A 21,471-nucleotide genomic window follows, 5' to 3' on the forward strand; every position below is an offset into this window, starting at 1 on the left:
TGCGCTGTGCAGTGGGTGGTGGGCGGTGGAAGGATCAGTATTGCGGACACCCCCGGATCGGATCGGCGGTGCCCCCGCTTTTAGATGATCAGGTCATGATCATCGCCCCTGTTTATGGTGCGGTTTTTATAGGGGCACCTGCCTCAGCTGCCCGAGGAAAACAGGCCGGTGACATCCCCCTGATCGGTGCGCGCCCGGGCCTGCGGCGCCGAGCCAGAGGAAAAAAGACCGGTCAGCGCGCCGCTGGACTGGCTGCCATCCGCAACCGGTGCAGAGCCCGAGCTGAACAGCGAAACCGCCTCACCGCCAAAACTATCCGCCGCACACGGCGCGGAACCGGAGCTGAACATCTCCGCACCGCCGCCTGTCATCAGGTCTGCAGAGGGCGCCGATCCGGAAGAAAACATCTCGACAGCTTCGCCGCCAAACAGGCTGCCAGCGGCAGCCTCAACGGATGAAGTAGCGGCGGATTGAACGTCATTTTTCTTGAGCAAAGCAGTCATGGAAACCTCCGAGTGTTGGGCATTATCGCCACCAAAACGCTGGCACGGAGTTGGCAATTCCAAAACCGGAATCTGCAATTTCAGGTTGCTTTTTCCGCGGCAGGCACTTTAACTTTGAATTACAAATTACTGTTTAATTACCGGTATTTAAATCCATACACACCTTATACTAACCCTTATCCACAAAGGCAGTCCTGCAAGGCCAAAAACAACAACCCTAGGTGGATGCATGCAAAGTCGCAAAACGAGCCTTTCACCCGTCATCGCCAGCCCGCATAAGTGATTCGCCCCTCCGTGGCCAGCCCTTGCTCTGGCCCCCTGTTTGGGCGATAGATCGGCAACCCCAAATGCCCCGCCCGCACCCCTGCGGTCGCCGGGCGCGCCTGGAGATCCGACATGAAAATCGCCACGTTCAACATCAACGGCATCAAAGCCCGCGCCAATGCCCTGCCTGACTGGCTTGATGAGGCGCAGCCGGATGTTGTTCTGCTGCAGGAAATCAAATCGGTCGACGAGGCCTTCCCGCGCGAGATTTTCGAAGAACGCGGTTACAACGTCGAAACCCATGGTCAGAAAAGCTTCAACGGAGTGGCGATCCTGTCAAAACTGCCGCTCGAAGATGTCAGCCGCGGCTTGCCCGGCGATGACAGTGACGAGCAGGCGCGCTGGATCGAGGCCACCGTGGTCGGCAAACAGGCGATCCGCATCTGTGGGCTTTACCTGCCCAACGGCAACCCGGTGGAGCTGACCGAGGATGGCAGCCCGGTGCCCGGCGGCAAATACGCCTATAAACTCGCGTGGATGGAGCGGCTGCGCAATCGCGCCAAGGATCTGCTGGCCGATGAGATGCCCGCACTGATGGCCGGGGATTACAACATCATCCCCCAGCCCGAGGATGCAAAACGCCCCGAGGCCTGGGCCGAGGATGCCCTGCACCGCCCCGAAAGCCGCGCCGCCTTCCAGCGGATTGTCAACCTCGGCTTTACCGAAGCCTTCCGCGCCCGCCATCAGGGGCCGGGCCATTATTCCTTCTGGGATTACCAGGCAGGCGCCTGGAACCGCAACGACGGGATCCGTATCGACCATTTCCTGCTGACCCCGCAGGCGGCGGATCTGCTGACGGATTGCCAGATCGACAAGGATGTGCGCGGGCGGGAAAAGCCGTCGGATCACGTGCCCGTCTGGGTCGAACTCGACATCTGAGGCCGCGGCGCGGCGGCTCAGCCCAGCCGGATCAGCCCGGCTGCGGCGCTGTCACATCATGGCGGTAGATCCAGTCGAACTGCCCCACCATCATCTGCGGCGCCAGCCGTCCAGCCAGTTTCAGCACCTGATGCGCAGGCCAGTTAAGCGGCGGGCGTAGGTGATATTTCCAGGCATTGCCGGTGGCGGCGGCCACCACTTTCTCCGCGCGGGCGCGGCGACGGTTCTGATAAAGCGCCAAACCGGTCTGCATGTCAGGGGCCTCTTCCAGCGCGGCGCAGAGCGTCCAGGCATCCTCAAGCGCCAGATTGGCCCCCTGCGCCATAAAGGGCAGCGTCGGATGGGCGGCATCGCCCAACAGCGCCATGGCCTCGCCATACCAATGCTCTGCCACCGGGTGCCGGAACAGCCCCCAGAGCGCCACATCCTCAACCGCGTCCAGGAGGTCCTTTGCATCGCGGCCAAATCCGGCAAAGGCGCGGCGCAGATTGTCCGGGTCGTCCTTGAGGTTCCAGCCTTCCTCGGCCCAGCCACGCCGCTCCTGCGCGGCGACGAGGTTGACGATGGAGCCGTCGCGCAGCGGATAGGCCACCAGATGGCGGCCCGGCCCCATGAAGACCTGCGCCTCAGCCGTCAGGCCGATATGGTTCGGCACGATGGCGCGCCAGGCGACCTGCCCGGTGAAGAACGGCTGCCGCGGGGCGTTGAGTGCCGCGCGCACCCGCGAATGTAGCCCGTCTGCGCCGATCACCAGATCACCGCCACAGCCCGCCCCATTGGCCAGATGCACCATCGGCTCCGGCCCAGGTTCGACCCGTTCGACCTTTTGCAATAGGCGCACCTTCACGCCCTCTTGCCGAGCGGCATCCGCCAGAAGGCCGATCAGATCCGACCGGTGCACAAAATAGTATCGCAGATCCGCCGCGTATTGCTCCAGATCGAGGCGCAGAACCTCATCCCCTTTGGCATGGCTGCGCAGCACCACAGCGCGGGCCCGCGGGGCACTCCAGGCCAGATCCTCGGCCAGGTCAAGCGCCTGCAGCACCGCCAGACCGTTCGGGGTGATCTGCAACCCGGCGCCCACTTCGGAAATCGCCTCGGCCTGCTCCAGAACCGTGACCCGCGCACCCTTGCGGCGCAGGGCGACCGCCGCCGCAAGACCGCCAATACCAGCGCCCACAATGGTGATTTTCTTATCCGTCAGTTCCATGGGTCGCCTACGCAGATTCTCCGGTCCGGTTTCCCTTAAACGAAAAACGCCGGAGCCACAGGCCCCGACGTCAATGTTTCTGCCTTCGCCGAGAGACGATCAGTCGTCGCGGTGAACTTTTTCGCGGCGCTCGTGGCGTTCCTGCGCTTCCAGGCTCATGGTGGCGATGGGGCGGGCGTCCAGGCGTTTCAGCGAGATCGGTTCGCCGGTTACTTCGCAATAACCGTATTCGCCTTCATCAATGCGCCGGATGGCCGCGTCGATCTTTGCGACCAGTTTGCGCTGGCGGTCGCGGGTGCGCAGTTCAAGAGCACGGTCCGTCTCTTCGCTTGCGCGGTCTGCAACGTCGGGAATGTTTCGGGTGTTGTCCTGCAATCCTTCGATAGTGTCGCGGCTCTCTGCAAGCAGCTCGTGCTTCCAGTTCAGCAGCTTACGACGAAAATATTCAGATTGCCTTTCGTTCATGAAAGGCTCGTCTTCGGCCGGACGATAGTCTTCCGGCAGAAACATTTCTTGCTTCATCTCGGCTCCTTCGGTCTGGCCCATAATGCTGGTCTCTTCAAATCGTTCCAAACATTGCGGCTCCCCATGCCGCAGCGTTTATCCCCTGCCGCGCAGATTGTCACTACACAATAGTAAACCAGCCGGGTTAAAAGCGACCAAACCGCATCATTGCAGCCCGGAAACGGGCACAGAGTAACCAGAGGACGCAGGACAGACATGCAATTTCAGGGCACCAAGGATTACGTTGCAACAGATGACCTGAAAGTGGCGGTCAACGCCGCCGTCACGCTGGAGCGGCCGCTGCTGGTCAAGGGCGAGCCGGGAACAGGCAAGACCGAGCTGGCCAAACAGGTGGCGGACGCTCTGGGTCTGCGGATGATCGAGTGGAACGTGAAATCCACCACCCGCGCGCAACAAGGCCTTTATGAATATGATGCCGTCAGCCGCCTTCGCGACAGCCAGCTGGGCGATGAACGCGTGCATGACGTCAAGAACTACATCAAGAAGGGCAAGCTTTGGGAGGCCTTCGAGGCCGACGAAAAGGTCGTGCTGCTGATCGACGAGATCGACAAGGCCGACATCGAATTCCCCAACGACCTCTTGCAGGAACTTGATAAGATGGAGTTCCACGTCTACGAGACCGGCGAGACGATCCGCGCCAAGCAGCGCCCGATCATGATCATCACCTCGAACAATGAAAAAGAACTGCCGGACGCCTTCCTGCGCCGTTGTTTCTTCCATTACATCCGCTTCCCCGATGCCGAGACGATGAAACAGATCGTCGAAGTGCACCACCCTGGCATCAAGGAAAGCCTGCTGACCACGGCGCTGACCCAGTTCTACGAAATCCGCGACACCGCGGGTCTGAAGAAGAAGCCTTCGACCTCCGAAGTCATCGACTGGCTGAAGCTCCTGCTGGCCGAGGATCTGACCCCCGAGGATCTCGCGCGCGACGGTGCCGATGCGCTGCCGAAGCTGCATGGGGCGCTTTTGAAGAATGAACAGGACGTGCATCTGTTCGAACGGCTGGCCTTCATGGCACGCGGGCGCCGAGGCTGACGCTTACCAGGGCACCACTCTTGACCTCACCGCTGCCGCCCATTTCGGCAGTAGCGGCGGTCGTTCCTGCGTTTTGATGCTGCGTTTACTTATTTTCGCGATAGCTTATCCTTGCCGGGGCGTAGCCGCCTGATGGCACCGCAGCATCCCGCCAGCCCGTTTTTCCGGAGACCGCCGTTTTTGTTCAGAAGAACGCATCGTGACACTGCCCGGGCGCCCCGGGTCCTGCTTGCCCTCGCCTGCGCTGCGCTTGTGGGCTGCACCGGCACCTTTGACGGCAGCCAGCCCGGCCGCGCTGCCATCGCCGACAGCACATTGCCCCCGGCCAAGGCATTCGCCGCCGCGCACCCTCAGCCACCACAACGGGCAAACCGCGATATCGCGCGGGATTTCCTGGATCTGCATTTCAATCTCGAAGGCGGCGGCACCCTGCCCGTCTTTACCCGGTTTGACGGCCCCATCACGCTGCGGGTAACAGGCGCCCCGCCCCCCGGTTTCGAGCACGAGCTGACCCGCCTTCTGGCACGATTGCGCAATGAGGCCGGGATCGACATCACCCGGGTGAATGGTGACAGCGCCCGGATCACAATCGAAACCGTCTCGCGCAAGGCGATCCGCAAGGCTCTGCCCAAGGCGGCCTGTTTCGTGGTGCCTAACGTCACATCGCTGAGGGATTTCCGCCGCAAGCGGCGCAGCCCGGACACCGACTGGACCCGGATGCGCCAACGGGACAATCTGGCGCTGTTCCTGCCCAGCGACGTCAGCCCGCAAGAGCTGCGCGACTGCCTGCACGAAGAGCTGGCGCAGGCGCTTGGCCCGCTGAACGATCTGTACCGGCTGTCGGATTCCGTCTTTAACGATGACAATGTGCACACCGTTCTGACCGGGTTTGACATGCTGATCCTGCGCGCCACCTATGCGCCGGAATTGAGGACAGGCATGACCCGTGCCGAGGTCGCCGCCCGCCTGCCGGGGATCCTGGCACGGCTCAACCCACGCGGCCAGGGCATCCCGCCCCGCCCGCTGCCCGCAACGCCGCGCCGCTGGATCGCCGCCATCGAAACCGCGCTTGGCCCCGACACCCGCCTGTCAGAGCGTAGGCTGGCGGCCCGCACCGCCGTGGAAATCGGCCGCGCCAGCGGCTGGCGGGACCATAGGCAGGCACAGGGGCTTTATGTTCTGGGCCGCCTGATACAGGCCGATGCCCCGGACAGCGCCCAGGCCCTGTTTGCCTCCGCAATGGAAATCCTGCGCGGTCAGCCCGGCACGGAGCTGCACCAGGCCCGCATCCGCCCACGCATGGCGGCCTACGCCATCGCCCGGGGCCAGCCCGATGCGGCCCTGACGCTGCTGGAACCGGTTCCCGAGATCGCAGCCCGCTATGAAAACGCCGCGCTGCTGTCCACGGCCTTGATGATGCAGGCCGAAGCGCTAGACCTTGCGGGGCAATTCGACGCCGCCTCAGCGGTCAGGCTGGACAGCCTTGGATGGGCACGCTACGGGTTCGGCCCGGATTGGGCCGTCCGGGCCAAGCTGCGGGAGGTCGCAAATCTGCGCCCGCACTAAGACCGGCCGGGGATCCATGGAACATATGACACAGGCGGACTGACAAGATGATCGTAATCGCTGCATTGCTGCTGGGGGCGCTGACAGGCGCGCTGACGGCCCGGAAACGTAACGGCAATCTCGCCGACATGCTGCAATATGGCGCTGTCTATGCCATTGCCTTTGGTATTGTCGGGATGCTCGCCACCCTGATCATTCACCGGATGGCGGTGTAACTGCCCAGAAAGGTCCCAGATGTTTCAACCCTTTTTCGAAAACCTGCGCCAGGCCTCGGTCCCCGTTTCGCTGCGGGAGTACCTGACCTTTCTGGAAGGCATGAAAAAGGGGCTGGTGACCTACGATCTTGACGCCTTTTACTACCTGGCGCGCGCCGCCATGGTGAAGGACGAGCGCAATATCGACAAGTTCGACCGCGCCTTTGCCGCCACATTCGAAGGGCTGGAGGCACTGCCCGCCTCAGCCGTGCTGGACGCCGTGGACATCCCCGAAGACTGGCTGCGCAAGATGGCGGAAAAGCATCTTTCGCCAGAAGAACAGGCCGAGATCGAGGCGCTTGGCGGTTTTGACAAGCTGATGGAAACCCTGAAAGAGCGCCTGAAGGAACAGGAAGGGCGCCATCAGGGCGGCAACAAATGGGTCGGCACCGCCGGCACCTCGCCCTTTGGCGCCTATGGTTATAATCCCGAAGGGGTGCGCATCGGCCAGAAGGAAAGCCGCCATCGCCGCGCGGTGAAGGTCTGGGACAAGCGCGAGTTCAAGAACCTTGATGGCGACGTGGAGCTTGGCACCCGCAACATCAAGGTCGCCCTGAAGCGCCTGCGCCGCTGGGTCCGCGAAGGCGCGCAAGAAGAGCTTGATCTCGACAATACCATCCGCGCCACCGCCGAACATGGCTATCTGGACGTGAAAACCCGGCCCGAGCGGCACAACGCCGTGAAGGTGCTGCTGTTCCTTGACGTGGGCGGTTCGATGGATCCGCATATCAAGGTGGTGGAAGAGCTGTTCTCGGCCGCGCGGTCTGAGTTCAAGCACTTGGAATACTTCTACTTTCACAACTGTCTTTACGAAGGCGTCTGGCGCGACAACCGCCGCCGCTGGGATGCACAAACGCCGACGCACGAGGTGCTGCGCACCTATGGGCCGGACTACAAGTGCATCTTCGTCGGCGATGCCTCGATGTCGCCCTATGAAATCGCCTATCCGGGCGGCGCCAATGAGCATTGGAACCAGGAGGCTGGACAGGTGTGGTTGCAACGCGCGCGCGAACACTGGAAATCCAATCTCTGGATCAACCCGGTGCCAGAGAAATACTGGGACCATACCCATTCCATCGGCATGATCCGCGAGATTTTCGAGGACAGCATGGTGCCGATGACTCTGCACGGGCTGGAAAAAGGCATGCGCGAGCTGACTCGATAGGTTCCGGCTTGCAGGCTGCACTTCATACCAACTTAAATAAATTCCTGCGTATTTTGATTTCGGACGCGGGAAACCGTTAGTCAATCGTCAAACACGCGCGATTAGCGTCGATGCCCAGTTCTGCATCCCTATCGAGTACAGCCATTTAATGACCACTGGCACAAACTTTGACGGCACCGCCGGGCCGGAGCTTCGTCTTGGAGAAGTCCTTGGCGCGCTCAGCCACGCGCTGGATATGACCGAAGGCCAGCCCAAGGGCCATTGCATCCGCTGCGCCTGGATCGGCATGCAGGTGGCCGAGGCGCTGGACCTGCCGCCGCAAATGCGCACCGATCTGTATTTCACCCTGCTGATGAAAGACACCGGTTGCAGTTCTAACGCGGCCCGGATCAACGAACTCTACATGATGGATGATCTGACCTTCAAACGGACCTTCAAGCGCGTCAAAGGCTGCCGCGAAGGCATGCCCTTCGTGCTGCGCAGCACAGCCCGGGGGGCGTCGCCGCTGACGCGGCTGAAGACATTGCGCCATGTAATCGGACACCGGGACGAAATCGGGCAAGAGCTGGTTCGCAATCGCTGCGGCCGCGGGGCGGAAATCGCCCGCCGCATGCGGTTTTCCGAAGAGGTGGCCGAGGCGATCGCCTCACTTGATGAACATTGGGACGGCGGTGGGCGGCCTCTGGGCCTGCAGGGCGATCAGATCCCGCTCCTGTCGCGCATCGCCCTGATGGCGCAGGTGACGGATGTTTTTACCCTGGATTTCGGCGCCGAAGCTGCCGCGCGGGAGATGGAAAACCGCGCGGGCGTCTGGTTCGACCCCGATCTGGTCCGCGTCTTCACCAGCCTGATCCGTGACCCCGGTTTCGCCCATGACCTGCTGTCACCGGAACTGGAGCAGCAGGTGTTCTCCTGCGCTCATGCCCTGCACACGGCAGAGGTGAACGAGGACTACCTTGATGAGATCAGCCATGCCTTTTCGCTGGTGATCGACGCAAAAAGCCCCTTTACCCACGGCCATTCCCAACGTGTCGCCCGCTATACCCGCATGATCTGTGAACAGCTGGGACTGGCGGCCTGCCACACCCGATGGATGACCCGCGCCGCGCTGCTGCATGATATTGGCAAGCTGGGCATTTCGAACACCATTCTGGACAAGCCGGGCAAGCTGACGATGGACGAGATGGATATCGTCCGCAAGCATCCGGTCTGGGGCTATGACGTGCTGAGCCGGGTTGGCGCCTTCCGGCGGATGGCCGAAGTGATCGTGGCCCACCACGAACGCCCCGATGGCAAGGGTTATCCCTATGGGCTTCAGGGAGAGGCGCTGACGCGGGACATGCGGATCATGGCCGTTGCCGACGTCTTTGACGCGCTGACCGCCGACCGCCCCTATCGCGATGCGATGCCGCTGGAGGAAGCCTACAAGATCATGGACAAGATGTCCGGCACCGGTATCGATCCGGATTGCTATGCCGCGCTACAGGATGCGATCACGGCCAGCGGCTGGCCTGCGACGTCCCTGCAGGGCGACTGCGAATGGGATAGCCTCGCGCAGGTTTCCACGAAAAGCGGCCAACAATCCGCTTGAGCGCGGGACTTGCCCGCCCCATATCTACCTCATGCTGCGTCTCACTCCCATTCTGCTGGCCGTGCTCTATGGCCTCATCTCCTACCGGATTTCGGTCTGGCGGACCCACCGCGAACTTGATGCCCGTTCAACCCGTCTGGCAGACCCGAAACTGAAACGGCTGACCGACCAGATGGCGGCGGCGCTGGAGGTCGCGGATATCCCCGTCTTCATCTACGAGGTCGACCCTGTGAACGGTCTTGCAGCCCCCGATGGACGTATCTTCATCACCCGCGGGTTCTACGCCAAGTATCAGGCGGGCGATGTCAGCGATGCGGAGCTCGCCTCGGTCATCGCGCATGAACTGGGGCATGTGGCGCTGGGGCATTCAAAGAAACGCATCATCGACTTTTCCGGCCAGAACGCCCTCAGGACCGCGCTGATGATGATCCTCGGGCGCTATATCCCTTTTGTCGGCCCCTGGATTGCCGGACTTCTGGCAAATCTTCTGGCTGCGCGGCTGTCGCGTGGGGATGAATACGAGGCGGATGAATATGCAGCCGCCCTGCTGATGAAGGCAGGCATCGGGGTCGAACCGCAAAAAAGTCTATTCCGCAAGCTTGAGGAACTGACCCAGTCGCGCGCGGGCATGGCACCAGCCTGGCTGATGAGCCACCCCAAGACCGAACAGCGCATCGCCGCCATCGAACGGCTGGAGGCGGACTGGGCCAAGGCCTGACGGAAGGTCATACCGCCTTTGCGCCTCCCTGCTCTGCCACACGCCTTGCGCCCCGCGGGAAGAGGCGCCACATCTTGGAAAACACTCGATCAAAAGGCCGCGCTCATGCTCTATTCCCTGCTCGATCTTGCCCCGGTTCCGGAAGGCTCTGCCATCCCGCAGGCGCTAAAGAACAGCACCGAACTGGCGCAAAAGGCCGAAAGCCTAGGCTATCACCGTTACTGGCTGGCCGAGCATCACAACATGCCCGGCATCGCCAGCGCCGCGACTGCCGTTCTGATCGGCCATATCGCCAGCCAGACCAGCACCATGCGTATCGGCGCGGGCGGCATCATGCTGCCGAACCATGCGCCCTATATGGTGGCGGAGGCCTTCGGTACTCTGGCCTCCCTCTATGGTGACCGGATTGATCTGGGGCTGGGCCGGGCGCCAGGCACCGACATGCAGACCGCCCGTGCCCTGCGCCGCGGCATGGGCGCCGCGGCCAGTGGCGACAGTTTTCCGCAGGATGTAATTGACCTCATCGGTTTCATGGCGCCGGAGGACCCGCAGGCGCCGGTGCGCGCCTTCCCGGGCCAAGGCACCAATGTGCCGGTCTGGATCCTAGGCTCCAGCCTTTATGGCGCGCAGCTCGCCGCGCATCTGGGCCTGCCCTATGCCTTTGCCTCCCATTTCGCGCCGCAGGCGCTGGAGGAGGCGCTGGAGGTCTACCGGCGCTCTTTCCAGCCTTCGGCCTTCCTGGACAAGCCGCACGCGATGATGGCGATCAACGTCTTTGCCGCCGACAGTGACGCCGAAGGCATCCGGCTGCGCACCACCATGCAGCAGGCCTTTGCACGGCTGCGGCTGGGTCGTCCGGGCAAGCTGCCCGCCCCGGTGGATGACATCAATGCGCACCTGGAGCCGCATGTGCTGGCAGGTGTGAACGAGGCACTGCGCATCACCGCCGTGGGCAGCCCAGAGAGTGTGCGCAGCCAGCTATCGGAGATCATTGGACGGTATCAGCCCGATGAGGTGATCCTGACCGGGCAGATCCACGACCATCAGGCCCGGATGCACTCGTTCGAGATCGCCGCAGAAATCCTGAAAGAGATCTAGGTTCAGCCCGCCAGCGCCTTCGCAAGCCGTGGCAGGCGTGCCTTTTTCAGCAAGGGGCGCATCTGCCAGCCGCCGCCGGACAGGCGGTTGGCCTCATCCAGAACGGCCGCGCCGACCGTTTGCATCCCGGCCTGTTCCTTGAGCCACAGATCATAAAGCAGCTCATCCGGGCCGATGCGTTTCAACCCTTCCTCGGACAGGGTGTGGCGCGGAAAATCCTTGGCGTTCATGGTGACGATTCCATCGGCATGCCCCGCAATGGCGGCGGCCAGCACGTGCACATCCGCCGCATCCGGCAGCCACAGCCGCGCCTCCACTCCCGGTGCGGGCGCCACAAGTGCACCGGGCCAGTTCGCCTGTAACAACGCAACTTCGGACGCGGCCTGCGCCGCCCCTTCGGGGCCGAGTTTCAGCGCCGCGCGGCGCCATTCCTCCAGGATACGCTCGGACCAGAGCGGCGCATAAAGCCCCAGCCGGGCCGCGCCCAGCAGCATCTCCCGCATCACCGTGGGATAAAGAACGCAGGTATCAAGGAGCAGTTTCACGCGCGATCAGTCCAGTCGGAAGAACACGGCCTTGAGGTATCCGCTTTCGGCCAGCTGTGGCATCTGCGGATGGTCCGGCCCGGCGTATCCGGTGTGAATGAGCTGTCCCCGCCGCCCGGCCTTACCGATCCCGCGCGCCGAGGCGTTGCGGAAGCGAGTCAGATCCGCCGCGTGCGAACAGGAACAAAGCCCCAGATAGCCGCCCGGCGCGACCAGCGGCGCGGCCAGTTTGGCCACCCGTTCATAGGCGCGCAGGCCCGCCTCAAGCGCGTTCTTGGAGGGCGCAAAGGCGGGCGGATCGCAGATCACCACGTCAAATTGCGCGCCTTCGCTGCCCAGCGCCGCCAGCACGTCAAAGGCATCGCCCTGCCGCACGACAAAACGATCCTGCCAGCCCGACGCAGCCGCGCCCTGCCCCGCCAGATCAAGTGCCGCGGCAGACCCATCAACGCAGGTTGCCTCGGCTGCGCCAGCCGCCAGCATGGCAAGGCCAAAACCGCCGACATGGGAAAACACATCCAGCACCTTTGCCCCCGGTGCCACCAGCCGCGCAGCAAAGGCGTGGTTTTCGCGCTGATCGAAGAACAGGCCGGTTTTCTGCCCGCCAGTCAGATCCGCCATATAGGTGGCGCCATTCATCTGAACCGGCACCGGAGCGTCCGGCGTCTCGCCCTGCAGGGTGGCATTGACATCGTCCAGCCCCTCCAGCCCCCGGGTGCGCCCTGAGGCATTCTTCAGGATCACCTCAGCACCGGTGACAGTGGCCAGTGCGGCGGTCAGCGCCTCAAGATGCGCTTCGGCCCAGGCCGCGTTGGGCTGCACCACGCAAGTGTCGCCAAACCGATCGATAACGATGCCCGGCAACCCGTCTGCCTCGGCGTGGACCAGTCGATAGAAGGGCGCATCGTATAGCTGTGTCCGCATTTCCTGCGCCCGCGACAGGCGCGCCTCGAACCAGGCCTGATCAATCTGTGCCTCAGGGTTGCGGTCCAGCATCCGGCCGATGATCTTGCTGTCAGGATTGACCGAGACCAGCCCCAGCGGCCGCATCGCCTCATCCTCAAGCACTGCCAATGTGCCCGGCGCCAGTTTCCGGGTGCGCCGGTCGGTGACCAGTTCATTGGCATAGACCCAGGGAAACCCATGCCGGATCGCACGGGCATTGGCCTTGGGCTTCAGTTTTACGCGGGGGCGCTGCGGCGCGGAGGCTGTGTCTGTCATGCCCCCTCATAGCTGCAAGGCAGATAGAGGGGAAGAGGCCGCAGCGCGCCAGTCGGTAATAGCGCGCAGTGCCGAACGCCTAGCGATCCCGACTGCGCCAGCCGCCGCGCCGACGCGGCTTCACGACCTCGGCCAGCCCCTCACGCAGAACGATGACCATCGGGTGGTCCGGCTGTCCGTCCTCATATTTGGCAAGCAGGCGCTGCATCGCATCGCGGTTATCAATCCCTCCGGGCAGGCTCAGCGCCCAGTCCAGAAAGATACTGCGGCACTGCGACATGTCGATCCCGTCGATCCGGAAGGATTCCCGGATCAGCCCCTTGGGGTCCATCTGGTCCTGCTCACTCATCTGCGCCATTTGCACCTTCCCGATCAAGCGCCCCGTCGATCATCGCACGACAGGCCGCATAGCTGTCTTCCAAGTCCTGCTCCAAACCCTGCAGCGTTTCAAATCCGGTGCTGCGGCACAGGAACTGCGCGCCGCCCTCACCGATTGCTGCGGTATCCAGCGCCTTGGCCGACAGCAGCCGCGCCGCCGTCTGCACTGACCAGAATAGGCGATAGGCCTGCGTCAGTCTGGTACCTTCTGCGGCATCCAGCCAGCCACATGCGACGGCGCCGTCCAGACCAGTCGCCACATCCCGCGCCCCAGAACCAGAGAGCAGCGCGCCAGCCTGCGCGACGAGTTCGATATCCATCATCCTGCCCGGCCCGGTCTTGGCATCCCAGACCCCCGCCGGGGCCTTGGCCGCCGCGATACGGGCGCGCATGTTGGCCACCTCGGTAAGGATCTGCAGCCGCTCACGCGGGCCGCTCAGCACCGCGCTACGCAGGTCTTCGATATCGGCGATCAGATCCGCAGGCCCGGCGATGCTGCGCGCCCGCGTTAGCGCCAGATGCTCCCAGACCCAGGCCTCGTTCTGCTGGTAGTTGGTGAAACTGGCGAGACTGGTCGCCACCGGCCCCTGATTGCCCGAGGGGCGCAGGCGCATATCGACCTCATAAAGGCGTCCCTGCGCCATCGGCGCGGTCAGCGCGGTGATCAGCGCCTGCGTCAGCCGGGCAAAATAGGGGCGCGTCGCCAGCGGTCGCTTGCCTTCGGATCCTTCATCCGATTGCGGATCGTAGATCACGATCACATCAAGGTCGGACTGCGCATTGATCCGCCCGGCCCCAAGCGAGCCCATCGCCACCACTGCCGCGCCGCGCCCGGGCGCGGCGCCGTGTTTTTCGGCAAACTGCGCCTCGACGCAGGGCACCAATGCGGCGATCACCGCCTCGGCCAATTCGGCGTATTGCACGCCCGCGGCCTCGGCATCGATCAGACCACGCAGATGATGCACCCCGATGCGGAAATGCCATTCCTTGCACCAGCGCCGGGTAGTGTCGAGCTGGGTTTCGTAATCGCCTTCGGCGGCCAGAAGCGCCTCCAGATCCTGCTGCAGCTTGGCGCCGCCCGGCCAGGGATCGAAGAAGGAGCCGCCGATCACCGCGTCGAACACGCCCGCGTTGCGCGACAGGAAGGCCGCCAGCTCACCAGAGGTGCCGACGATATCCACCAGCAAATCCAGCAGCTGCGGATTGGCCTCGAACAGGGAAAACAGCTGCACCCCGGCGGGCAGACCAGCAAGGAATCCATCCAGTGCCAAAAGCGCCTCAGCCGGTTTTGCGGTGCGCGCCAACCGCGCCAGAAGATCCGGTTTCAACCGATCAAAGATCTGCGCGCCCCGGGCCGAGCGCAGCGCCGGATAGGTGGGCCAGCGTGCAATCACTGCCTCATCCAGCCCTTCGGGCAGCGCAGGCGCCGCCGCCGGTTTTGCATCCGGGGCGAAAAAGCCTTCGGTCAAGGTATGCACCTCGGTCAGCCGGTCGCGGATTTCCGACTGAAGCTCAGCCGGATCGCGCCCCATCAGGCAGGCGACGCGGGCAATGCCATCCTCGGATTGCGGCATACGGTGGGTCTGCGCGTCATGCACCATCTGGATACGGTGCTCCACCTCGCGGTGGAACCGGTAGTGATCGGTCAGGGTGGCCGCCACATCGGCGGGGATCCAGTCCCGCGCCGCCAGCGCCGCCAGCCCTTCGACCGTGCCACGCAGGCGCAGGCTTTCATCGCGCCCGCCCGCGATCAGTTGCCGGGTCTGGGTGAAGAACTCGATCTCGCGGATACCGCCACGCCCCAGTTTCATGTCATGGCCCGGCACGGTGATCACACCGCCAGTGCCCTTGTTTTCACGGATCCTGAGCCGCATGTCGTGGGCGTCCTGGATGGCCGCGAAATCCAGATGGCGGCGCCAGATAAAGGGCCGCAATGCCGCAAGGAACCGCTCACCTGCGGCTATGTCCCCGGCGCAGGCGCGCGCCTTGATATATGCGGCACGCTCCCAGGTGCGCCCAAGGCTCTCATAATAGCGCTCTGCCGCCTCCATCGCCATGGCGACCGGCGTCACTGAGGGATCCGGGCGCAGGCGCAGATCGGTACGGAAGACATAACCATCCCCGGTCTTGTCACTGAGCAGCGCGCACATATTGCGAGTAGCCCGCACCATGCCCTGACGCGCCTCATAGAAATCATCCGGGTCGAACCGGGTTTCGTCAAAGAGGCAGATCATATCGATGTCAGAACTGTAGTTCAGCTCATGCGCGCCCATCTTGCCCATGGCGAGGATGGTCAGCCCGCCTGCAGTTTCCACATCTGCCTCACTCATTCCCGGCAGTTTCTTGCGGCGGATCAGCGCGGCGATTTCCGACTTGATCGCCACATCAGCGCAAAGCGCACCGAAATCCGTCAGCGCACCTGTCACCCGTTCCAGCGGCCAGACACCGCCCAGATCGCAAAGCGCCGTCAGCAGGGCCACACGCCGCTTGGCCTGACGCAGCCCCGGTTTCAGCTGATCGGGCGCCATGGCGCGGCAGTCGGCAAACACGGCCTCGAGCGCCGCCTCGGGATCTGCCAGGGCTTCGGGCAGCCAGGCTGCCTCCCGCGTGATCAGACCTTTCAGATAGGGGCTGGAGCCGCCGGTCCCGGCCAGAAGCTCAGCCACTTCGGCCGAAGCCGAAGGCACCAGAGCACGGGTTTCTGCACCCAGTTCGGAATCAAAGGGGCGCGGCAGGCGGGTGATGTCAAAGGCAGCATTCATATCGGGACTCTGTGCTGCCGTGAAACCGGCGTCAATGCGCCTTTTGGCGGCGCCTGCCCACCCTTTCCCCGGCCCGCTGAACCAGGTCAAAAGGGCGCGGTAATCTGGTGCCAACGACCAGGCGGAGCAGCAAACCACGCAGAGGTCTGGAATACCCCCATAACCACCCAGGGTTGTATCACGTTATAGTGAGGTGTGGCTGTGCTCCTCTCCCTTGCCCGAATGTGCCAGTAATCAGTATCCCGTTGTCAGGAACCAGAGCCAAATGCCCACCTTTGGGGCCTTCCCAAAGGGTTTGGCTTTCGGATGTAGCGAGTATCGTACCGAGTGGCCGTCGTTCAAACCGGACCATCGATGAGCATGGCCGCGCCGGGGGAATGGGCGGGCAGCGCGCAAGAAAAGCCTATCTCTTTTGCAACGCCCATTGACCAGGCTGGTCGCCCCCATCGTGGCGTAAAAGTCCAAGAAACACCCCCAGCTCAGAACACGGACAGACCGGGCCGAGAGCGCGAGAGTACCATCCTCCGGTTCTCTCTCAGGCCGTGTCGCGTGACCGCCATAAGGACAGCTCGAATAAAATCGTAACTAGTCTTTACGGAAACTTACCGATTGGCGCTTTGGTGCCCCATTCGTGCCGCGTTCTTCACCTTAGCTGTCGCTGTCGGTCAGATTGGAAACGCAACTGATGACGTGGTCGGCTCCTCCGCCGGTCTCGACATGAATGGTCGCCTTGAACACGCGACGAACCAACAGCAGCCGCGCCTTTGGCGTGGGTCGGAGACACTTTTTTGATGAGTACAGCAGAAAAACTGACAAGGCCGGGGTACCTCAGCAAATCCATCGGCCTGATGTCCACCGCCGCCAGAGCTGCCGGTGTCGATCTTGGCGCCGCCATGAAGAAAGGTGACATCACCGCAGTGGATTATGCCACCATGGTGCATCGCTGCAATTCCTCCAATTGCGCGCGGAAATGCGAACACTGGCGCAACGCAGAACCCGATGCGACCGCTGCGCCCTCCTTCTGCGCCAACCTGGAAATCCTTGAGCGGCTGAAACCCTAAACCCGACACCTATGCCCGCAGCCTTGTGGCAGCCGAACTGCGGCGCGGCCCACAAGGGCCCTTGTCCTACCTCTCTGCAGACCTGCAGACTGAACACCTGAGACTGCCCGGGGCGGCTTCCCTGGATTCCCCCCCCCGCTCGGCCAGGGTGAGATGCGGGGCATAGCGGTATGATTTCTGGGGGAGAATAGGCGCCCCAACGGCGTGCCATGCGGGCCCCTGATGAACCGCTCTGGCACTGTCTGCACCGCCATTAACCAAATATTGGCCTGTTTGAGGGCATGATCCTGCTCATTCGAGTTTTTAACCATCAGCACCACCTGACAAATATCATCAGAGAAGCCACGCCGATGAAAATCAAACACCTTGCCGCCCGTATCGCCCTTACTTTTGCCGCCAGCGCTGCCATGTCTGCCGATCTGCAGCCCGGCGACCCCATTTCCGCAAAGATCTTCCTGCAGTTGCACAGCATCGAAAAACTGGCCGGTGAGGTCGTGCCGCTGGTGTCGGCGCCGGGCCGGGACTTTCGGGTTATCGATGGCGATTCGCTGGCTATGGGCGATCTGAACATCCGCCTCGTCGATATTGATGCGCCGCTCGCGGTGCAGCGCTGCAACACGCCGGACGGGTCCTATTGGGATTGCGCCGCCCAGGCGCGCCAACGGGTGCGCTCCATTGTGAACGAAGCTGAGCGGGTGGAATGCTTTAGCACCGATCAGGATCACTATGGCCGACACTTGGCCACCTGCGATGCCGATGGGGTCGACGTCGGGGCCCTGCTGGTCGAAGAAGGGCTGGCCTGGGCGCATGAGAACGACGGCCGCTATGTCCCGCAGGCCTCGATCGCGCAGGCCAATGCGCGCGGCATCTGGCAGGCCGAAACCGCTCCGCCCTGGAACTGGGACGCCGAACAGGACTGACCGTTCTCACCACGTATGCAGACCGGACCGGGGGCCAGCGCATTTTGCCGGGCGCCTCTGGCCTTACCTTTGCACAGCCCCCCTTTTTTGACGCCCGCGGACGCCACCTGCAGCCGCGCCACCCGGTCTGTGCGGTGTTTTCGCATTCAGCATGGGATGCCGAATTCCGGTTGCGTCCGAACATAAAACTGCGTGGTCTTCAGCCGCGCAGCCTCCCATACAGCCTATTTTCCCACCTTGCCCGCATCTGGATTCGACCTTGCAACGCGCTCCTCTTGTTGTGGATGTTTCTTTCTGCAACAGTAATGACGTGTTCCCTTTCGACTGGTGCCAGTGAAGCTAACCGAAACAGAAACCGAGCTGATCTTTTCGATCATGCGAGACCTCAGTGGTGCCTTTGACCATTGCGAGGTCCGTCGCCGTGTCGGCCAAAAGATGCTGGATCTTCTCAAGGCGGATTATTTCGCCTCTTACGTCTGGGATGATGCCGAGCAGAGGTTCGTGTCCTGCGTTCAGATCAACATGAGCGAAGACAACCTGCGCCGCTACGAAAGCTATTTTCAGTTCAACGACCCTATCACACCAACCCTGCAAAAGCGCAAGAAGGCGACGCCGGTCAGCGAAGTGATGCGCCACGACCGGCTGGTCAAGACCGAGTTCTACAACGATTTCCTGAAGCAAGATGGCCTGTGCTACGGTATGGATTTCTTTGCCTATGACCGGGGCGACAACATCGGCGACCTGCGGATCTGGCGCGGCGCAAACCGCGAGGATTTCACGCCACGGGATGCCCGGATCGTGGATGCGGTCGGGCCCAGCCTTGTTAACGCGCTGGTCCGCGCGCGCAGTTCCACGCAGCAAACGCCCTCTCTCCGCTTTGCACATATCGCCGATGATCTGGGGCTGACGGTGCGCGAGGCCGAAGTTGCCGACCTGCTGATCACCGGCCTCAGCGATGACGAACTCTGCGCAAAGCTGGGCTTTTCCAAGCCGACTCTGCGCTCGCATATCGCCTCCATCTTCCGAAAATCCGGGCTGAACCGGCGTACCCAGCTGGCACCTTTCTTGGCTGAGAAAAATCATCATTTGTGATGATAGGAATGTAATCCTGCCGAAACCTATCCTGTTTCCCAACCATCAGGGAGACAGGAATGACGCTGGATTTGGAACGTTTGGACGCCGTTGCAACGGTCGCTGCGCTCAAGGAAGGATCGGTTTCACCGGCGGCCTATGCCGAGGCCCTGGCAGAGCGGGCCGCGAAACACGCCGATCTGAATGCGCTGCAAAGTTTCGACGCCGGGCAGGTTGTCCAGGCGGCGACCGCAGCCTTTGAAGCCCACCCGGAGGCGGCGCTGGCCGGGCTTCCCATCGTGGCCAAGGACAATATCAACACAACGGCCTACCCAACCTCCGGCGGCACTGGCGCGCTGTTGCAGCATACCCCAGCCACCGATGCCGGTGTTGTGAAGCGCATCACCAAGGCGGGCGGCTTCATCGGCGCCAAGGCGGGGATGCACGAGCTCGCCTTCGGGATCACTTCGAACAATGCGGTCACCGGCGCGGTGCACAATCCGGCAGATCCGGGCCTGATCGTCGGCGGCTCCTCCGGCGGCACCGCTGCCGCTGTTGCAGCCGGGATCTTCCCGGCGGGTCTCGGCACGGATACGGGCGGCTCCTGCCGCATTCCTGCAGCACTGTGCGGAGTGATTGGTTTCCGCCCGACCACCGGGCGCTATGACAGCGATGGCGTCGTGCCGATCTCCCACACCCGCGACACCGTCGGCACCCTGGCCCGCAGCACCCGCGACATCGCCCTCTTCGATGGGGTCCTATCCGGCGATGATGCCGCGCTCGCGGAGCTTGCGATGACCGATGTCACGCTGGGCGTGCCCCGGAACATGTTCTATGACAACCTCGATCCGGTGGTTGCCGCAGCGGTCGAGGCGCAGCTTTCGGTGCTGTCGGCGGCGGGAGCTAAGCTTGTCGACGTCGATTTCGATGGCATCTGGCCGCACAACGAAGCCTTCAGCTTCCCGGTCGTTTTCTACGAGGTCATGCGTGACCTTCCTGCCTATCTGGCCGAACACGCGCCAGAGGTTTCCTTTGAAACACTCATCAAGGGCATCGGATCCCCTGATGTGGCAGGCGCCATCGGCAGTCAGCTGGGGGACGAGGCGATGCCGGAAGCCGCCTACCGGGCTGCGATGGATGTGCACCGCCCAGCGATGCGGCAGATCTACGGCAAGGTCTTCGAAGACAACGGATTGGACGCGATTGTCTTTCCGACCACCCCCCTGCCCGCACGGCCCATCGGTGAGGACGAAACCGTTACATTAAACGGTGACCAATGCCCCACCTTCCCCACCTACATCCGCAATACCGACCTTGGATCGAATATCGGCGCCCCAGGCATCTCGCTTCCGTGCCCCGTTTCCTCGGGCCTTCCGGTCGGCATCGAGTTTGACGGCCTGCCCGGCAAGGACCGTGCACTGCTCGCTTTGGCGCGGGCCGCAGAAAAATCAATGGCGCGATAGACGCCGACATCCACACAGGGAGAATAAAAATGCTGAAAGCAACAACCAAACTCTTTGCCAGCGCTGCGGTGGCGCTGGCCCTTGGGACGGTCTCTGCCGCCGCCGATATCAAGGTGGGCGTGCTGGTGCCGGATTCTGGCCCGGCAGGCCTGTTTGGCCCTTCCACCCGCAACTCGGCCACATTGGCGGCCGAGCAGATCAACGCGGGCGGTGGCATCAACGGCGAGGCAATCGAACTGGTATTCGCCGATGTCGGCGTGCCCCCGGCCGAGGCTGCACAGGCCGCATTGCGCCTGTGGAAGGGCGAAGGCGCGCAAGCCTTTGTCGGCATGCATGATTCCGCAGTGCGCGAAGCGCTGATCGGGCGTTTCAACGGGCAAGTTCCCTATGTCTACACCCCTGTATACGAAGGCAACTCCTGCGCGCCCGGCCTATATGTCACCGGCGAAACCCCCAGCCAGCAGCTGGCACCGGTGATCCCCTATCTGGCAGAAAACGAAGGCGCGTCGAAATGGTATCTGATCGGCCATGATTACAACTGGCCGCGCGACACAAATGCGCTCGCGAAGAACTATATCGCCGATGCAGGCGGTGAAGTGGTGGGCGAGGAATACGTGCCTTTCACGGTTTCTGAATTCGACTCCTCGCTGCAACGCATCAAGGAAAGCGGCGCCGACGCCATTCTGATCACGTTGGTCGGGGGCGGGTCCGTCGGCTTCAACGTCAGCTTTGCGGGGTTTGGTCTGGAAGAGCAGGCCCTCCGACTTGGTACATTGATCGAGGAAAACACCCTTGCGGGCATCGGTGCAGAGAACGCGGACCGGCTTTTCTCCTCTTCGGGATACTTTGCCTCCATCGCCTCAGACGCTGCGGTTTCCTTTGCGGCGGATTACACGGCAGCCTTCGGGGCGGATGCACCGGCTCTGAATGGCCTTGGTCAGTCCGCTTATGAAGGGCTGATGCTGCTGGCCGCGCTCGCGAACAAGGCGGGCAGCCTTGACGTTGCCGCGATGGATGCCGCCGCCGAAGGTACCACATGGAGCACGCCCCGCGGTGAAAACACACTGACCGGACGCCATATGGCGCAGACGATCTATCTCGCCGATGGCAGCGGCGGCACCTTCGACATCGTTGCCTCCTTCGACAAGGTGGCCTCCTCCGAAGCCTGCGCGGACTGAG

Annotated in this window: 20 protein-coding genes; 13 read left to right on the forward strand and 7 right to left on the reverse strand. The window is 62.7% G+C overall.

What is annotated here, in order from left to right:
• Window positions 1–143 precede the first annotated feature (143 nt).
• A complete protein-coding gene (locus SM763_RS02225; RefSeq protein ID WP_368997355.1) occupies window positions 144–503 on the reverse strand; it encodes a hypothetical protein in 360 nt (119 codons plus the stop codon).
• A gap of 396 nt (window positions 504–899) precedes the next feature.
• Here SM763_RS02225 and xth point away from each other — a divergent pair, with 396 nt between their 5' ends.
• Window positions 900–1,706, forward strand: coding sequence for an exodeoxyribonuclease III (gene xth / locus SM763_RS02230; RefSeq protein WP_368997357.1), 807 nt, complete (start codon window positions 900–902; stop codon window positions 1,704–1,706).
• A 31-nt stretch (window positions 1,707–1,737) separates the two neighbouring features.
• On the opposite strand, the gene SM763_RS02235 is transcribed toward xth, so the two are convergent.
• Window positions 1,738–2,916: an FAD-dependent monooxygenase gene (locus SM763_RS02235; protein ID WP_368997359.1), complete on the reverse strand. Its 1,179-nt coding sequence runs from the start codon at window positions 2,914–2,916 to the stop codon at window positions 1,738–1,740.
• A gap of 99 nt (window positions 2,917–3,015) precedes the next feature.
• Window positions 3,016–3,438, reverse strand: coding sequence for an RNA polymerase-binding protein DksA (gene dksA, locus SM763_RS02240; protein ID WP_065273809.1), 423 nt, complete (start codon window positions 3,436–3,438; stop codon window positions 3,016–3,018).
• A gap of 198 nt (window positions 3,439–3,636) precedes the next feature.
• Between dksA and SM763_RS02245 the strand changes: the two genes are divergently transcribed.
• The 7 genes from SM763_RS02245 to SM763_RS02275 all read left to right on the forward strand — a co-directional run bounded on the left by SM763_RS02245 (window position 3,637) and on the right by SM763_RS02275 (window position 10,871).
• A complete protein-coding gene (locus tag SM763_RS02245) occupies window positions 3,637–4,479 on the forward strand; it encodes an AAA family ATPase (protein ID WP_368997360.1) in 843 nt (280 codons plus the stop codon).
• 180 nt (window positions 4,480–4,659) lie between these two features.
• Complete coding sequence (locus tag SM763_RS02250; RefSeq protein ID WP_368997362.1) at window positions 4,660–6,045, forward strand: DUF2927 domain-containing protein; 1,386 nt, start codon at window positions 4,660–4,662, stop codon at window positions 6,043–6,045.
• Window positions 6,046–6,092: 47 nt separating this feature from the next.
• Complete coding sequence (locus SM763_RS02255; RefSeq protein ID WP_165832664.1) at window positions 6,093–6,260, forward strand: hypothetical protein; 168 nt, start codon at window positions 6,093–6,095, stop codon at window positions 6,258–6,260.
• Window positions 6,261–6,279: 19 nt separating this feature from the next.
• On the forward strand, window positions 6,280–7,464 hold the full coding sequence (locus SM763_RS02260; RefSeq protein ID WP_065273226.1) for a vWA domain-containing protein: 1,185 nt from the start codon (window positions 6,280–6,282) through the stop codon (window positions 7,462–7,464).
• 148 nt (window positions 7,465–7,612) lie between these two features.
• Window positions 7,613–9,055, forward strand: coding sequence for an HD-GYP domain-containing protein (locus SM763_RS02265; protein ID WP_368997363.1), 1,443 nt, complete (start codon window positions 7,613–7,615; stop codon window positions 9,053–9,055).
• A 31-nt stretch (window positions 9,056–9,086) separates the two neighbouring features.
• On the forward strand, window positions 9,087–9,773 hold the full coding sequence (locus SM763_RS02270) for a M48 family metallopeptidase (protein ID WP_368997364.1): 687 nt from the start codon (window positions 9,087–9,089) through the stop codon (window positions 9,771–9,773).
• A 105-nt stretch (window positions 9,774–9,878) separates the two neighbouring features.
• Window positions 9,879–10,871, forward strand: a complete 993-nt coding sequence (locus SM763_RS02275) for an LLM class flavin-dependent oxidoreductase (protein ID WP_368997366.1) — start codon at window positions 9,879–9,881, stop codon at window positions 10,869–10,871.
• Window positions 10,872–10,873: 2 nt separating this feature from the next.
• On the opposite strand, the gene SM763_RS02280 is transcribed toward SM763_RS02275, so the two are convergent.
• From SM763_RS02280 to glnE, 4 genes are all read right to left on the reverse strand, one after another.
• Window positions 10,874–11,416 carry an RSP_2648 family PIN domain-containing protein gene (locus tag SM763_RS02280; protein WP_274828533.1) on the reverse strand — a complete coding sequence of 181 codons (543 nt, stop codon included), beginning with the start codon at window positions 11,414–11,416 and terminating at the stop codon, window positions 10,874–10,876.
• Window positions 11,417–11,422: 6 nt separating this feature from the next.
• Window positions 11,423–12,637, reverse strand: a complete 1,215-nt coding sequence (locus SM763_RS02285; RefSeq protein ID WP_368997368.1) for an RSP_2647 family RNA methyltransferase — start codon at window positions 12,635–12,637, stop codon at window positions 11,423–11,425.
• 79 nt (window positions 12,638–12,716) lie between these two features.
• A complete protein-coding gene (locus tag SM763_RS02290) occupies window positions 12,717–12,986 on the reverse strand; it encodes a hypothetical protein (protein ID WP_065273808.1) in 270 nt (89 codons plus the stop codon).
• A complete protein-coding gene (gene glnE, locus SM763_RS02295) occupies window positions 12,979–15,777 on the reverse strand; it encodes a bifunctional [glutamate--ammonia ligase]-adenylyl-L-tyrosine phosphorylase/[glutamate--ammonia-ligase] adenylyltransferase (RefSeq protein ID WP_368997370.1) in 2,799 nt (932 codons plus the stop codon). The genes SM763_RS02290 and glnE overlap by 8 nt, the downstream gene beginning before the upstream one ends.
• A 791-nt stretch (window positions 15,778–16,568) precedes the next feature.
• Here glnE and SM763_RS02300 point away from each other — a divergent pair.
• From SM763_RS02300 to SM763_RS02320, 5 genes are all read left to right on the forward strand, one after another.
• Window positions 16,569–16,838: a DUF6455 family protein gene (locus SM763_RS02300; RefSeq protein ID WP_082996122.1), complete on the forward strand. Its 270-nt coding sequence runs from the start codon at window positions 16,569–16,571 to the stop codon at window positions 16,836–16,838.
• A gap of 350 nt (window positions 16,839–17,188) precedes the next feature.
• Window positions 17,189–17,758 (forward strand): thermonuclease family protein, encoded by a 570-nt coding sequence (locus SM763_RS02305; RefSeq protein WP_065273219.1) that lies wholly within the window; start codon window positions 17,189–17,191, stop codon window positions 17,756–17,758.
• 375 nt (window positions 17,759–18,133) lie between these two features.
• On the forward strand, window positions 18,134–18,850 hold the full coding sequence (locus SM763_RS02310) for a helix-turn-helix transcriptional regulator (protein ID WP_368997371.1): 717 nt from the start codon (window positions 18,134–18,136) through the stop codon (window positions 18,848–18,850).
• A gap of 59 nt (window positions 18,851–18,909) precedes the next feature.
• A complete protein-coding gene (gene iaaH / locus SM763_RS02315; protein WP_368997373.1) occupies window positions 18,910–20,292 on the forward strand; it encodes an indoleacetamide hydrolase in 1,383 nt (460 codons plus the stop codon).
• A 29-nt stretch (window positions 20,293–20,321) separates the two neighbouring features.
• Entirely contained in the window at window positions 20,322–21,470 is a 1,149-nt protein-coding gene (locus SM763_RS02320) for a substrate-binding domain-containing protein (RefSeq protein ID WP_368997374.1), read from the forward strand.
• The last annotated feature ends 1 nt before the right edge of the window (window position 21,471 follow it).

The sequence above is a fragment of the Pseudophaeobacter sp. C1-32P7 genome (genome assembly GCF_041008775.1).
GTDB lineage: Bacteria > Pseudomonadota > Alphaproteobacteria > Rhodobacterales > Rhodobacteraceae > Phycobacter > Phycobacter gallaeciensis_A.

Excerpts from the sequence above, each read along its gene's own strand:
- SM763_RS02275 (WP_368997366.1), top strand. The coding sequence starts at position 9,879 with ATGCTCTATTCCCTGCTCGATCTTGCCCCGGTTCCGGAAGGCTCTGCC.
- SM763_RS02305 (WP_065273219.1), top strand. The coding sequence starts at position 17,189 with ATGAAAATCAAACACCTTGCCGCCCGTATCGCCCTTACTTTTGCCGCC.
- SM763_RS02270 (WP_368997364.1), top strand. The coding sequence starts at position 9,087 with ATGCTGCGTCTCACTCCCATTCTGCTGGCCGTGCTCTATGGCCTCATC.
- SM763_RS02255 (WP_165832664.1), top strand. The coding sequence starts at position 6,093 with ATGATCGTAATCGCTGCATTGCTGCTGGGGGCGCTGACAGGCGCGCTG.
- SM763_RS02225 (WP_368997355.1), bottom strand. The coding sequence starts at position 503 with ATGACTGCTTTGCTCAAGAAAAATGACGTTCAATCCGCCGCTACTTCA.
- iaaH (WP_368997373.1), top strand. The coding sequence starts at position 18,910 with ATGACGCTGGATTTGGAACGTTTGGACGCCGTTGCAACGGTCGCTGCG.
- glnE (WP_368997370.1), bottom strand. The coding sequence starts at position 15,777 with ATGAATGCTGCCTTTGACATCACCCGCCTGCCGCGCCCCTTTGATTCC.
- SM763_RS02260 (WP_065273226.1), top strand. The coding sequence starts at position 6,280 with ATGTTTCAACCCTTTTTCGAAAACCTGCGCCAGGCCTCGGTCCCCGTT.
- SM763_RS02300 (WP_082996122.1), top strand. The coding sequence starts at position 16,569 with ATGAGTACAGCAGAAAAACTGACAAGGCCGGGGTACCTCAGCAAATCC.
- dksA (WP_065273809.1), bottom strand. The coding sequence starts at position 3,438 with ATGAAGCAAGAAATGTTTCTGCCGGAAGACTATCGTCCGGCCGAAGAC.
- SM763_RS02310 (WP_368997371.1), top strand. The coding sequence starts at position 18,134 with ATGCGAGACCTCAGTGGTGCCTTTGACCATTGCGAGGTCCGTCGCCGT.
- SM763_RS02285 (WP_368997368.1), bottom strand. The coding sequence starts at position 12,637 with ATGACAGACACAGCCTCCGCGCCGCAGCGCCCCCGCGTAAAACTGAAG.
- SM763_RS02245 (WP_368997360.1), top strand. The coding sequence starts at position 3,637 with ATGCAATTTCAGGGCACCAAGGATTACGTTGCAACAGATGACCTGAAA.
- SM763_RS02320 (WP_368997374.1), top strand. The coding sequence starts at position 20,322 with ATGCTGAAAGCAACAACCAAACTCTTTGCCAGCGCTGCGGTGGCGCTG.
- SM763_RS02265 (WP_368997363.1), top strand. The coding sequence starts at position 7,613 with ATGACCACTGGCACAAACTTTGACGGCACCGCCGGGCCGGAGCTTCGT.
- SM763_RS02290 (WP_065273808.1), bottom strand. The coding sequence starts at position 12,986 with ATGAGTGAGCAGGACCAGATGGACCCCAAGGGGCTGATCCGGGAATCC.
- SM763_RS02235 (WP_368997359.1), bottom strand. The coding sequence starts at position 2,916 with ATGGAACTGACGGATAAGAAAATCACCATTGTGGGCGCTGGTATTGGC.
- xth (WP_368997357.1), top strand. The coding sequence starts at position 900 with ATGAAAATCGCCACGTTCAACATCAACGGCATCAAAGCCCGCGCCAAT.